Source organism: Cryobacterium sp. Y50 (genome assembly GCF_002929805.1).
In the GTDB taxonomy this organism is placed as follows: domain Bacteria; phylum Actinomycetota; class Actinomycetes; order Actinomycetales; family Microbacteriaceae; genus Cryobacterium.
In genome coordinates, this window is sequence record NZ_PJJM01000101.1 from 25,543 (window position 1) to 39,258 (window position 13,716).

Here is a 13,716-nt window from a genome sequence, read left to right on the forward strand (position 1 = left end):
ACACGATGCACACCACCGACACCTATGAGAACATCCTGCTCGCGCGCCACGGCCGGGTTGGCGTGATCACGCTCAATCGTCCGAAGGCGCTGAACGCGCTCAACTTCGCCACCATGCAGGACGTCGTCGGTGCCGCCACAGGGCTCGACGTCGACCCCGAAATCGGTGCGATCGTCATCACCGGTTCGGAGCGGGCCTTCGCGGCCGGCGCCGATATCAAGGAGATGGCGTCGATGAGCTACATGGACATGTACCTCCAGGACTGGTTCGCCGGCTGGGACAAGCTCGCCGCCGTGCGCACCCCGGTCGTCGCCGCTGTTTCCGGCCACGCCCTTGGCGGCGGCTGCGAACTGGCCCTGATCTGCGATTTCATAATCGCTTCCGACACGGCGTCGTTCGGCCAGCCCGAGATCAAGCTCGGTGTCATTCCTGGCATGGGCGGATCCCAGCGCCTCACCCGTGCCATCGGCAAGGCCAAGGCGATGGAGATGATCCTCACCGGCCGCACCATCGACGCCGTCGAAGCCGAACGTGCCGGTCTCGTCGCCCGCATCGTGCCTGCCGCCGAGCTGCTTGCCGATGCCCTCGCGACCGCGACGGAGATCGCGGCCAAATCGGCACCGATCGCGATGCTCGCCAAGGAGGTCGTGAATGCGGCGTACGAATCGATGCTGAGCAGCGGCATCCACTTGGAACGTCGCCTGTTTCACTCGGTATTCGCCACTGAAGATCAAAGCGAGGGTATGGCCGCCTTCATCGAGAAGCGCCCGTCGGTCTTCACGAATCGCTAAAGACCGCGCTTCCAGCTGTACTCATTCTCGGGCCGCCCTGGCGTGCCGTAGCGCGGCGCGCGCAGTACGAGACCGCTGTTGGCGAGATATTCCAGGTAGCGGCGCGCGGTCACCCGGGAGAGCCCCAGCGGCTCCATCAGTTCGCTCGCCGAGACCGGTGCGGTCTGGGCCTGCAAATAGGTGACCAACGGATTCAGCGTCGAATCGGCCAGGCCCTTCGGTAGCGGAATGTCGGTCGGCGCGCGCAGGCTCGCGAACGCGTGATCGACTCCCGACTGCGTCACAACGGATGCCTGCGCGTTCAGTTTCGCACGAAAGTCCCGGTAACTGGATAATTTCGTGGCGAAGGTCGAGTAGGTAAACGGCTTGATCAGGTATTGCACGACGCCGGCCGCAATCGCGCCGCGCACATTGTCAAGGTCGCGCACCGCGGTAATGGCGATGATATCCGTGGACAGACCGGCCGAACGGATGCGCCGGCTCACGTCGAGCCCGTGGGCGTCTGGCAGGTTCATGTCCATCAGCACGAGGTCGATCGGGGTGCCAGCCGAGGCGGCCGCCGCGACCCGGCGAAAGGCCTCCTGCCCGGTGCTGACCGTGGCGACGAGCTCAAACCCGGCCAGGCGACCGACGTAGACGGCGTGCGCCTCGGCGGCGAGTGGTTCGTCCTCGACGACGAGCACGCGAATCGGCGCAGACTCAGTCATGACCGACCGCCGCTGGATTCTTCACTGGCACTGGATGCACCGCCGGAATCGTCACAGTGAACACCGCCCCCGAGCGGCGTCCGATGTCGAGCGTGCCGCCAAGGCGGGTGACGGCCTGTCGAACCAAAGCCAAACCAAGACCGCGTCCGCCGATCGAGCGGCCCGGCTCGGCAACGCCCGCGCCGGTGCTGCCGGTGCCGGTCAGGTTCGTCCCGGTCGCGCCAATACCCTTGGTGCTGAAACCGAGCCGTAACACGTTGTCGATGACATCGGGCGCCACACCGGCACCGCTGTCGGCTACCTCGATTACGACAGCCTGCTCGGTCGACGACACCGTGACCGATACCCGGCGGGGGTCCTCGCCGGCCACCGCCGCATCGAGCGCGTTGTCGACCAGATTGCCGAGCACCGTCACGAGGTCCTGGATCGACAGTCCGGACTGCGCGAGCGTGCCGGACGCCGTGACGGTCAAGGCGATACCCAGTTCATTGGCCTGCGCCGATTTGCCCATGATCAGGGCGCTGATCACCGGTTCGTCAACCGAACCGACCATCTCGTCGGCGAGTTGCTGGCTCAATTCGAGGTCTTTCGTGGCAAATTCGAGCGCCTGATCGGTGCGGCCGAGTTCCATCAGCGACACGATCGTGTGTAGCCGGTTGGAATGCTCGTGGGTCTGCGCTCGCAATGCATCGGACAGGGTCTGCATCGACTGCAGCTCACTGCCGAGGTTCTGCAGATCGGTGTGGTCACGAATCGTCGCCACGAACCCCATCGGTTCCGCCCTGGCACCCGCGTTCCCCGAGGCGGTCGCCGGCTCTTGATCCACCACGAGTACCCGCGTGCCTGTCACATGAATCTCGTCGTGCGCGCTGCGGCCGCTCCGCAGTAATTCGCCGAGACTCGGCGGCAGGCTCAGGGCCGTCAGAGCTTGCGGTCGCCCAAAACTCCCCGCGGTCGGGCGTGGTGGAATACCCAACAAGGTGGCCGCCTGATCGTTGTAGAGCACGAGGTCACCGTGCAGATCGACCAGCACCAGACCCTCCCGCACCGAGTGCAGCACGGAGTCGTAGTAGACGAACAGTTGCGCCAGATGCTCCGGTCCCCAGCCCAGGGTGACCCGACGCAGATAACGCCCGAGCAGCCAGGTGCCGACCGACCCGGACGCCAGGAGCGCCAGCGCCAGGCCCAGCACGGAGGGCAGCCGAGCGTTCAGGGCGATCGAGATGTTCGTCGTTGTGGTGCCGACCGCGACGAGCGCGCGTATGGTGCCGCCAGCATCCGTTACCGGCACGACGGCACGAACGGATGGCCCGAGCGTCCCAGTGCTGATTTCGGTGAAGGCCGTTCCGGATACAGCCGGCTCGATCGCGCCGATGTAGTCCTGACCGATTTCGGCCGCGTTCGGATGGGTCCAGCGAGTGCGGTCCGGGGCCATGATCGTGATGAAGTCGAGCTCGGCGTCCTTAGTCAGCTCGAGGGCGTAGGGCTGCAGCGTCGTGCTCGGGTTGGTGGCTTCGCTGGCCGCGAGCACAAGGGGACTGTCAGCGATGGCGGTGGCGACGGCGAGCATCCGGTTGCTGGTCTCGTTGTAGCCACGATCGCGTGCATCGACGAACAGAATGGTCGCGACCAAGCCCGACACCACGACGACGAACAGCGCGTGCGCGACAAAAAGCCGCCTGGCTATGCTCCATTCCCTGCGCATGCGTAGGTACCTTTCTGTCACTCATGAACAATATGACCGCAACAGTGACCGCGTGAGCCGTGTCGACCAGTGTGGAACACATTGCAGCAGCCGGAGCCCGCCGTGGTCCCGATAAGCCTAGACAAAGGAGTCTGCCATGGCATCGACGCCATCACCCCGTACCAAGTCGAAGAAACCCGCCAAGTCCAGGAAGAAGCTCGACTCATCGCACTACCTCTATATGGCCGTTATTATCGCGGTCATTCTCGGTATCGTCGTTGGCCTGGTCTGGGGCGGCGAGAAGGGTTTTGCTGTCTCGCTTGAGCCGCTCGGTGACCTGTTCATCGCCCTGATTAAGATGATGATCGCGCCGATCATCTTCTGCACGATCATTCTCGGCATCGGCTCGATCGCCAAGGCTGCGACCGTCGGCAAGATCGGTGGCCTGGCCCTCGGCTACTTCACGATCATGTCGACCTTCGCGCTCGGCATCGGCTTGGTCGTCGGTAACCTGATCCACCCGGGCGACGGCATGGACTTGTCGAGTGGCAACTTCACGGTCACCGAATCAGCCGACACCCACTCCTTTCTGCTCGGCATTGTGCCCGAAACCCTGGTGTCGTCGCTGACCAGCGGCAATATTCTGCAGACACTGCTCGTCGCACTCATCGCCGGTTTTGCGCTGCAGCGAATGGGCCCGGCTGGCAAGCCGATTCTCGAAGGTATCGCGCACGTGCAAGCCCTGGTCTTTCGCATTCTCATCATGGTTATGTGGCTCGCCCCGATCGGTGCATTCGGCGCGATCGCGGCGGTCGTCGGCGCCACCGGCATTCAGGCCGTGATCAGCCTGTTCACCCTCATGGCGGCGTTCTACATCACCTGTATTATCTTCATCGTGGTCATTCTCGGGAGCCTGCTCAAGCTCGTCACCGGCGTGAACATCTTTAAGCTCATGCGCTATCTCGGCCGGGAATACCTGCTGATCGTCTCCACCTCCTCCTCCGAAGCGGCCCTGCCGCGCCTGATCGCCAAGATGGAACACCTCGGCGTCTCCAAGCCCGTCGTCGGTGTCACGGTACCGACCGGTTACTCCTTCAACCTGGACGGCACCGCGATCTACCTGACGATGGCGTCGCTGTTCATCGCCAATGCGCTCGGCCAGCCGCTCGCGTTCGGTGAGCAGCTCGGCCTGCTCGTGTTCATGATCATCGCGAGCAAGGGTGCCGCCGGAGTCTCCGGCGCGGGCCTTGCCACCCTCGCCGCCGGACTGCAGGCTCACGCCCCGCAGCTGGTCGGCGGCGTCGGTTTCATCGTCGGCATTGACCGGTTCATGTCCGAGGCCCGCGCCCTGACCAACTTCACCGGCAATGCGGTCGCGACCGTCATGATCGGTTCTTGGACCAAGGAAATAGACCGGGTGCAGGTTGACCGCGTGCTCGACAAGCTTGAACCGTTTGACGAACGCACCATGCTCACCCACAGCCACGTGAGCGTCGCAGACACCCGGCGCACCGAAGAGAAGGCCGCACAGTCCCGGGTATTGGAACGCGTTTGAGCCGAAAAGTCGAGCATTAGACTCGCGCTAAGGGTGTCGTCCGGAGGAATCCTACCGGACGGCACCCCTTTTTTGCCTACGTCTTTCGGGTAGCCGAAATCGGGGTGTGTTATGATTATTGACGGTCTTATAACCCTTCACCAGGACGCGCAGACGTAGCCACCATTTGAGATGGAACGGCCGCCTTCGTATGGTGTGGTACCAATGGCTGCGATCCCATGATTGCTCCAGCCCGCACGGATTCATTTCACACCGATTACCGTGTTCGGGCCGCTTGGCGCCAACCCGTCCGACAAGAGAGCACGCCCCGGTGTCAGCTGTGAAATCGGCTGTCTTCGACGTGCACCGGAGAACGCGTGATCGAGAGTCCAGAAACCATCGCCGTCAAGGCGGATCACCTCTACAAAGCATTCGGACGTCGTCCGCATGAAATCGTCAAGAAGCTCAAGGCCGGCAAGAGCCGCGCCGAAATCTCCTCCCTCGGAGTGGCCGCCGTCATCGATGCTTCCTTCGATGTCAAGAGGGGCGAGATCTTCGTCGTCATGGGCCTGTCCGGCTCGGGCAAGTCGACTCTCATCCGCATGCTCAACGGCCTGTGGGAGACCACCTCCGGCACAGTGACCGTCGGCGGCACCGACATCACCGGCGTGTCAGCCAAGGAATTGCGCGACGTTCGCCGCAAAAGCATCTCCATGGTATTCCAGCACTTCGCTTTGCTGCCGCACCGCAGCGTGATCGACAACGTGGCCTATGGCCTGGAGATTCAGGGCATGGGGCGAGAGGAACGCCTCGCCAAGGCTCAGACAATCATCGACCTCGTCGGCCTCGCTGGCTGGGCCGACAGCCTGCCGTCCGAGTTGTCGGGCGGAATGCAGCAGCGAGTGGGCCTCGGCCGTGCCCTCGCCGCCGACACCGACGTGCTGCTCATGGACGAAGCCTTCTCGGCCCTCGACCCGCTCATTCGCCGCGAGATGCAGGAGCAGCTCATCGAGCTGCAGGCCGCGCTCGGCAAAACCATCATCTTCATCACCCACGACCTCAACGAGGCCATGTTCCTGGGCGACCGCATCGCCGTCATGCGTGACGGCCGCATCGTTCAGATCGGCACCCCGGAAGAGATCCTCACCGACCCGGCCAACGACTACGTCGCCCAGTTCGTGCAGGACGTCGACCGGGCCCGCGTGCTCACCGCCACGAGCGTGATGGAACCTGTGCGTGCCGTCGTCACCAAAACGGCCGGCCCCCGGGCAGCGCTGCGTACGATGCGTGATTTGCAGACATCCGTCACCTTCGTACTCAACCGGGACCGCACCTTCGCCGGAATCGTGCGCGACCGTGACGTTCTCAAAATGGTCAAGACCGGGGACGCTGACCTGCGAACAATCATTCGAGACGATGCCACCACCGTCGCGCCCGACACTGCCCTGGTCGATCTGGTCGAGCCTTCCGTCGGCAGCGACCTGCCCATCGCAGTCGTCGACTCGAAGAATCGCTTGCTCGGCGTCATTCCGCGCGTCACCCTGCTCGCTGCAATTGGCAACGTCACCACGAGCACGGGTGAATTGCCGCTGATTCACCCGCCAGCGACGATTCCGGTCAACGTTATTACCGATATTCTGCGCGATACAGCGCTGGACGGAGCCGAAGCGTGAACGACTTCCGTATTCCCCTGGGCACCTTGATCGAGTCTTTTATCGGATGGATCACGGTTACCTTCGGGTTTGTTTTTGATTTCATTCGCCTGATTGTTGACGGTGCCTTCGAAGGCGTAGCCTTCGCGCTCGTAACGCCGCCGTTTTACGCCATCATCGCGATCGCGGCGGCCATCGGCTTCGCCGTCCGCGGCTGGAAGTTCGCCGTGGGAACCGTGATCGGCCTCGGGCTCATTCTCGGCGTCAATCAGTGGGAAAACGCGATGTTGACCCTCGCCCTGGTTCTCGTGGCGAGCGTCATCGCCATCGGGCTGAGTGTTCCGCTCGGTATTCTCGCGGCCAAATCTTCGGTCGCCTCGAGTGCCATTCGGCCGATGCTGGACTTTTTGCAGACTATGCCGGCCTTCGTCTACCTGGTTCCGGCCCTCATTTTGTTTCGGGTCGGCGAGGTTCCCGGCATCGTGGCGACCATCATCTTTGCCTTGGCACCCGGTGTGCGGCTCACCGAACTCGGCATCCGCGGAGTCGACAAAGAGGTAGTCGAGGCCGGACAGGCCTTCGGCGCGAGCCCATGGCGTATCCTGAGGCAAATTCAGCTGCCGCTGGCAACGCCGACGATTATGGCCGGCATTAACCAGGTCATCATGCTGTCACTCTCGATGGTCGTCATCGCCGGCATGGTCGGCGCCGGTGCTCTCGGCGGTGAGATTGTGGCGGCCCTGTCGCGCCTCGACGTCGCCCTCGGTTTCGAGGCCGGTTTCGCCGTGGTCATCCTGGCGATCTTCCTCGACCGTGTCACCGCCGGGCTCGGCAATGGAAGCACCCCGCTTGGACGTAGGCTCGCTGCCCGTAAGGCTGTTCGTCACACCGCGGATTCGAAAGCCCCGCCGACAGCTGTGCCAGCACCGGCTCTCGTCTGATCTGCTCATTCTGATCCCCTCCTCCCAACGGATGCCCCCCGCATCCGTTCCATGTGCGCAGGCTCCGCTGGAGCCGGCGCACGCACCACGAGTCAATCCCCAGTCACCCGCAGCGGGTGGCACGAAAGGAAGACGCATGAAGATTCGTTCAACACCCCTTATTGCCCTTGGAGCAGTTTCGCTCCTCGCCCTAGCGGGCTGTGCTGCCGAAACCGAGGTCGCGACGGTCGGAAACGGCAACGACGACCAGAAAAACGTCACCCTCGCCGTGTTCAACGGCTGGGATGAAGGCGTCGCTGTCTCCGAGCTTTGGAAAGCCATTCTCGACGAGAAGGGTTACAACGTCGAACTCGAGTACGCCGACGTCGCTCCCGTTTACGAGGGCCTCTCCACTGGCGACTACGACCTCACCATGGACATCTGGCTGCCCGACACCCACGGCGAGTACCTCGAGACCTACGGCGACGAGATCACCGACCTCGGCGCCTGGAACAACGAGTCCAAGCTCACCATCGCGGTGAACGCGAACGCCCCGATTGATTCGCTCGCCGAGCTGGCCGAGAACGCTGACCTGTTCGGTAACCAGATCGTGGGTATCGAAGCCGGTGCCGGTCTGACCGCCGCGACCGAAGATCGCGTCATTCCCACCTACGGCCTCGAGGGCATGGAATTCACCACATCGTCGACGGCAGCCATGCTGACCGAGCTCAAAGCAGCCACGGATGCCGGCGAGAACGTCGTCGTGACCCTCTGGGAGCCGCACTGGGCTTACGGCTCGTTCCCGATCAAGAACCTCGAAGACCCCGAAGGCACCCTTGAGTCCGTCGAGAGCCTGCACGCCTTCGGCAGCGCCGACTTCTCGGAAAAGTTCCCTGAAGCCAGCGGCTGGATCGAAAGCTTCGAGATGGACCTCGAGACTCTTTACACCCTCGAAGAGGTCATGTTCGTCGACTACGAGGGCTCGGACTATGCCCCGATCGTCGCCCAGTGGATCGAAGACAACCAGGAGTACGTGGACGGCCTCACCAGCTAGTCACGGATTCTGCACGAAGAACGGCTCGCGTCCTCGGACGCGGGCCGTTCTGTTTACGGTCGCGGCGGAATAGAAGAGAAGTTGGCGACAGATGCATGATTGTGTTTTATCGTCGCCGTGTTCAGCCCCCAGGTTTTCATCGAGTTCATTGGCGACTATCGGTACACCAGAGGTGGTGTATGCCATGCCGGGTGCGGAATCCCTGGAGTTCTTCGCTCAAGCGGAGTCGCGCCAGATGATAGGTGTCTCGAGAAGGATGCCGTCGGCGGGTTGCTCCTCGCCGCGCAGCTGGCCGAGCACGCACTCGGCTGCGCGCTCACCCAGGCCAAAGGCGGGCTGGTGCACGGTCGACAGGTGTGGCTGGGTGCGTAGCGCCCAGGAACTGTCGTCAAATCCGACGATGCCGACGTCACCGGGCACGCTGCGCCCGGCATGGCGGAGTGCTTCAAGGGCTCCGGCCGCCACAGCGTCAGATGCTGCGAACACGCCGTCAATCAGTGGATCGTGTTCAAGCAGCGCGCACATACCTCTGACCCCGTCGGTGAAGGTGTAGAGCGGTACTCGAGCGACGAGAGCCGGGTCGAAGCGGTCGCCAAGGGCATCCGTGAAGCCAGCGAGTCGGTCGGCACCGGAATCGCGATCGAGTGCAGCGGCGACCATGCCGATGCGCTTGCGTCCGGTCTGCATCAGGCGTTTCGTGATCGCGCGCGCTGAAGCCCGGTTATCGATTCCTACGAATGGCAGAGGGCTCTGCTCTGGCGGATGTCCAACGAAAGCGGCCGGAAGGCGCAGCTTCTCGATGACTTGGGTTATTGGGTCCTCCCGGCGGGCGGAAACGATGATGACGCCGTCGACGAAACCGCCGCTGAGGTAGCGGGCGACGCGGTCGGTGTCGCGCTGGGAGTCGATGACGAGGCTGACCATCTGGTAGTCCGAGTGGGAGAGCACGGTATTGGCCCCGAGCAGGATGCCGCCGATGTTCGGGTCATCCAGAAATAGCGAGTGTGGCTCGTGCACGATGAAGCCGACTGCTTCTGAGCGCTGCATGACCAAGCTGCGTGCTGCGTTGTTCGGTACATAACCAACCTTCTCGATGGCTGCTTCGATGGCGGTCCTGGCTGACGCCGAGACGTAGGGTTCGTCGTTCACGACCCGACTGACCGTGCCGCGGGACACGCCGGCCTCCACGGCGACATCGTGAATCGTCGCGCGTTTGTGTCGAGACGGGATTGTCACCATTTGATAACCATAACGTTCCCGAGCGAACTCCGCGCTTGACAGCATCGCCGGCATCTACCTAGTCTGTGTACGTTCACAGAAAACCCAACGGTGAGGTCTCACGTCCAATTCTGTGCACGTTCACAGAGTTGTCAACAGTGTGTCGTCAACACGGCGTGCACACCACAGTCAGGGAGCGCATGAACTCGCGAGCAGCTACTTCGAACGAGACGGCCACCCCGTTCGTGCACGAGGGCATCGCCTACGGCTGCGACTACAACCCCGAGCAATGGGGTCCAGAGACCTGGACCGACGACGTTCGCCTGATGCGCGAGGCCGGCGTCGACCTCGTTGCCATTAATATCTTCGGCTGGTCCCACCTCGAACCGCGGGCGGGCGAATACGACTTCGCTACCCTCGACACAATCATCGAGCTCCTGCACGCTAACGGCATTCGGGTCAACCTCGGCACTGGTACATCGTCCCCGCCGCCGTGGTTGACCACGCTGCACCCTGAGATCCTCCCTGTGAGTGATGACGGCACGACACGATTCCCTGGTGGGCGGCAGGCCTGGTGCCCGAGTTCGGCCGTGTTCCGTCAGCACGCGCTCGCCCTGGTGGAAAAGGTCGCGGAGCGGTATGGCCACCACCCGGCCATCGCCCTCTGGCACGTGTCCAACGAACTAGGCTGCCATAACGCGCTTTGCTACTGCGATGACACCGCGGCTGCGTTTCGCCTCTGGCTGCAGGCGCGCTACGGCACGATTGACGCCCTCAACGTTGCCTGGGGTACTTCGTTCTGGAGCCAGCGCTACGGCCAGTGGGCCGAGATCCTCACTCCGCGGCTCACGCTGTCCAGCCGGAACCCCGGCCAGGTGCTTGACTTTCACCGGTTCAGCTCGGCCGAACTGCTCGACTACTACCGCCGCGAAGCCGCGGTGCTGCGCCGCCACTCGAACGTGGCCGTGACCACTAATTTCATGGTCACCGCGCACATCCGCAACCTCGACTACTGGTCTTGGGCCGGCGACATGGACATCGTCGCCAACGACCACTACCTCGATCATCGCCTTGCCGACCCAGCCATCGAACTCGCCTTCGCCGCCGACCTCACCCGTGGGCTCGCCCAGGGGGAGCCTTGGCTGCTAATGGAACAGTCCACCGGTGCCGTTAACTGGCAGACGCATAACCTGGCCAAGGTGCCCGGTGAGATGACTCGCAATTCCCTCGCCCACGTCGCCCGCGGTGCCGATGGCATCTGCTTTTTTCAGTGGCGCGCATCCCTGCAGGGGTCAGAGAAGTTCCACTCCGCCCTGGTACCACACGCTGGCACCGACACGGTGCTCTGGCGCGAGGTCGTGGCCCTGGGCGCGACCCTTGATCGCCTCGCCGAGGTCGCCGGCAGCCGGGTCGTCGCGGATGCCGCGATCATCTTCAGCTGGGAGGCCTGGTGGGCCGGCGACGGAGAGTCCCGTCCCTCCCATGCGGTGCGCTATCTCGACCAGGTGCACGCCGCTTACACAGCCCTGCACCAACTAGGCGTCACGGTGGACATCGTCTCGCCCGACGCTGACCTCTCCGCCTACCGCCTCGTCGTCGCACCGTGCCTCTATCTGGTCTCTGACGAGCAGGCCCGGAACCTGGATTCCTATGTCAAGGCCGGTGGCCACGCCCTGATCACTTTTTTCAGCGGCATCGTCGACGAAGACGACCGGGTGCGCACCGGTGGCTACCCCGGCGCGTTCCGTGAGATCCTCGGCATCACTGTGGAAGAATTTTTCCCGCTGCTGCCCGGACACGTTCTCACCCTCGACTCTGGCGACGCCGCGAGCCTATGGAGCGAACGCCTGCGGGTGGACACCGCCGAGGTGGTGGCGAACTACCTTGACGGGCCACTACCCGGAATCCCCGCCATCACTCGCAACGGTCACGGAAGCGGCACCGCCTGGTACGTTGCGACCGTACTGGAGGCCGGAGCATTGAGGAACCTCATGCGCACGATTGCTGAGGAAGCACGCGTTACCGCGGTTGGCCCGGAGAGCGCGGGAACCATCGAGGTCGTTCGCCGAGTGAACTCCACCCGCAGCTACCTGTTCATCATCAACCACGGCCACGACGACGTTGAGCTTCCGGTTTCTGGCCATGAACTTGTCGTCGGAGAGCCGATCGCTCGAATCGTGCGCGTTCCGGCCGGCGCCGTCCGCGTGATTAGAGAGGACCCCGCATCATGAGCGCACCTACCGTTCCTATAGCGGATGCCCCGGGCACCGCCGCCCGGAAGAGGCCCAGCGCCGCTAAGCCGTCCGGAGCAAAGTCCCGCGTGCAGCATAAGGGAGCGATCCTCGCGTTCGTGCTCCCGTTCGGTGCGCTGTTCGCCCTGTTCTATCTCGTGCCGATCGGCTATGCGATCTACCAATCGCTGCTCGTGATCGAGCGCGAGGGCACTTTCGGTCAAGCGACTCAGGTCTTCGGCGGACTCACCCAGTACATCCTGGTCTTCCAGAACGGGCCCTTTTGGCAATCGATCGGCCGGGTGCTCGCCTTCGGCCTCGTGCAAGTGCCGATCATGCTCGGCCTCGCGCTGCTATTCGCCCTGCTGCTGGACTCGCCGCTTGTGCGCGGAAAGAAGTTCTTTCGGCTGGCGTTCTTTGTTCCCTACGCGGTGCCCGGCGTCATCGCCGCGATCATGTGGGGCTACCTCTACTCACCCAACCTGTCACCATTCAGTGCCGTCACCGAGAATATCAACTTCCTCTCGGCGGACCTCGTGCTCTGGGCGATCGCCAACGTCGTCACCTGGGTGTTCGTGGGGTACAACATGCTCATCATCTACTCGGCGCTGTTGGCGATCCCGGCCGAGCTCTACGAGGCCGCCCGCCTCGACGGGGCCGGGCAGCTGCGCATCGCGTGGTCGGTCAAGATCCCGCTGATCATGCCGGCGATCGTCCTGACCGCGATCTTCTCGATCATCGGCACCCTGCAGCTGCTGGCCGAACCGCAGGTGTTCCGCAGTTTCAGCTCGGCCGTGACCAGCACGTTCACCCCCAACCTGACGGTGTACTCCACCTCATCGATCCCGAACTTCAACCTGGCCGCCGCGTTCTCCGTGGTGCTGGCCCTGGCCACGTTCATCCTCTCCTTCACATTCCTGAAGTTCACGCAGCGGAAGGAAGGAAAATGAGCACACTGACCCCTACCAAGCTGGCTCGCGGCATCCGTTTCGCTGAGGCGAAGGCACCTCGCGCTCAGCGAGAGAGCCCGTTCGCCCGCGTCAGCGCCATGATTGTCATGGGCGTGTTCACGCTCTACTTCCTGGTGCCGATCTGGTGGCTGTTGGTCGCGGCCTCGAAGAACCGCTCCCAATTCAATAGCACGAACCCGCTCTGGTTCGCTGATTTTTCCCTGTTCGAGAACATGGCAAACCTGGTGGCCTACCGCGACGGGGTCTACCTCAAGTGGATGCTCAACAGCGCGCTTTACGCCGGTGGCGGTGCCCTCGTGGGCACGCTCATCGCTGGGATGTGCGGCTATGCGCTGGCCAAATACAACTTTCCGGGCCGCGAACTGATCTTCAACGTCGTGCTCGGCGGGGTGCTCGTACCCGCGACTGCCCTGGCGCTGCCCCTGTTCCTGATCTTCAGCCAGATCAGCCTGACGAACACGTTCTGGTCGGTGTTCCTACCGAGCCTGGTCAGCCCGTTCGGGGTCTACCTCGCCCGCATCTACGCCTCGGCCAGCGTGCCCGACGAACTGATCGAGGCTGCCCGCCTCGACGGCGCCGGCGAATTACGCACCTTCTTCACTGTCTCGGTGCGGATGATGGTGCCCGCCCTGGTCACGGTCTTCCTTTTCCAGTTCGTCGCCATTTGGAACAATTTCTTCCTGCCGCTGATCATGCTGCGCGACGAAACCCTGTTCCCGGTTACGCTCGGCCTCTACGCCTGGAACTCGCAGGTCAACCAGATCCCTATGCTGCGCGACTACGTGCTGATCGGCGCGCTGCTGTCGATCATCCCGCTGATCATCATCTTCCTGCTGCTCCAGCGCTTCTGGCGCAACGGCCTCAGCGCCGGTTCAGTGAAATAACCGCCCCCAAATCGCACCACCTCGGCTGGATATCCCAGTCGGCCCGTTTCCCCCCTCCCAAAGAAAAGAA

The 13,716-nt window shown here is 63.2% G+C and carries 11 protein-coding genes; 8 read left to right on the top strand and 3 right to left on the bottom strand.

The annotated features are described in order from the left end of the window. The first annotated feature begins 5 nt into the window (after positions 1-5). Positions 6-791, top strand: coding sequence for an enoyl-CoA hydratase (locus tag CXY73_RS16510; protein ID WP_104178415.1), 786 nt, complete (start codon positions 6-8; stop codon positions 789-791). Here the strand turns inward: CXY73_RS16510 and CXY73_RS16515 are convergent. Both CXY73_RS16515 and CXY73_RS16520 read right to left on the bottom strand, forming a co-directional pair. Beyond that, a complete protein-coding gene (locus CXY73_RS16515; RefSeq protein ID WP_104137179.1) occupies positions 788-1,498 on the bottom strand; it encodes a response regulator in 711 nt (236 codons plus the stop codon). The two genes, CXY73_RS16510 and CXY73_RS16515, sit on opposite strands and share 4 nt — an antisense overlap. Next, positions 1,491-3,203 (bottom strand): sensor histidine kinase, encoded by a 1,713-nt coding sequence (locus tag CXY73_RS16520; protein ID WP_104178315.1) that lies wholly within the window; start codon positions 3,201-3,203, stop codon positions 1,491-1,493. Before CXY73_RS16520 ends, CXY73_RS16515 begins: the two co-directional genes overlap by 8 nt. Positions 3,204-3,339: 136 nt before the next feature. Between CXY73_RS16520 and CXY73_RS16525 the strand changes: the two genes are divergently transcribed. From CXY73_RS16525 to CXY73_RS16540, 4 genes are all read left to right on the top strand, one after another. Beyond that, complete coding sequence (locus tag CXY73_RS16525; protein WP_104178316.1) at positions 3,340-4,737, top strand: cation:dicarboxylate symporter family transporter; 1,398 nt, start codon at positions 3,340-3,342, stop codon at positions 4,735-4,737. Between the two features lie 356 nt (positions 4,738-5,093). Continuing rightward, a complete protein-coding gene (locus CXY73_RS16530) occupies positions 5,094-6,389 on the top strand; it encodes a glycine betaine/L-proline ABC transporter ATP-binding protein (protein WP_233198409.1) in 1,296 nt (431 codons plus the stop codon). Next, a complete protein-coding gene (locus tag CXY73_RS16535) occupies positions 6,386-7,309 on the top strand; it encodes a proline/glycine betaine ABC transporter permease (protein WP_104137169.1) in 924 nt (307 codons plus the stop codon). Before CXY73_RS16530 ends, CXY73_RS16535 begins: the two co-directional genes overlap by 4 nt. Positions 7,310-7,445: 136 nt before the next feature. Further along, a complete protein-coding gene (locus tag CXY73_RS16540; protein WP_104137166.1) occupies positions 7,446-8,342 on the top strand; it encodes a glycine betaine ABC transporter substrate-binding protein in 897 nt (298 codons plus the stop codon). A 216-nt stretch (positions 8,343-8,558) separates the two neighbouring features. On the opposite strand, the gene CXY73_RS16545 is transcribed toward CXY73_RS16540, so the two are convergent. Continuing rightward, entirely contained in the window at positions 8,559-9,581 is a 1,023-nt protein-coding gene (locus CXY73_RS16545) for a LacI family DNA-binding transcriptional regulator (RefSeq protein ID WP_104137465.1), read from the bottom strand. A 179-nt stretch (positions 9,582-9,760) separates the two neighbouring features. Here CXY73_RS16545 and CXY73_RS16550 point away from each other — a divergent pair, with 179 nt between their 5' ends. Genes CXY73_RS16550 through CXY73_RS16560 form a run of 3 tightly spaced genes read left to right on the top strand, consistent with a single transcriptional unit; the run spans position 9,761 to position 13,646 of the window. Continuing rightward, positions 9,761-11,791 (top strand): beta-galactosidase, encoded by a 2,031-nt coding sequence (locus tag CXY73_RS16550; RefSeq protein ID WP_104137160.1) that lies wholly within the window; start codon positions 9,761-9,763, stop codon positions 11,789-11,791. Next, complete coding sequence (locus CXY73_RS16555; RefSeq protein WP_104178317.1) at positions 11,788-12,741, top strand: carbohydrate ABC transporter permease; 954 nt, start codon at positions 11,788-11,790, stop codon at positions 12,739-12,741. Before CXY73_RS16550 ends, CXY73_RS16555 begins: the two co-directional genes overlap by 4 nt. Next, a complete protein-coding gene (locus CXY73_RS16560; RefSeq protein WP_199185412.1) occupies positions 12,738-13,646 on the top strand; it encodes a carbohydrate ABC transporter permease in 909 nt (302 codons plus the stop codon). The genes CXY73_RS16555 and CXY73_RS16560 overlap by 4 nt, the downstream gene beginning before the upstream one ends. The last annotated feature ends 70 nt before the right edge of the window (positions 13,647-13,716 follow it).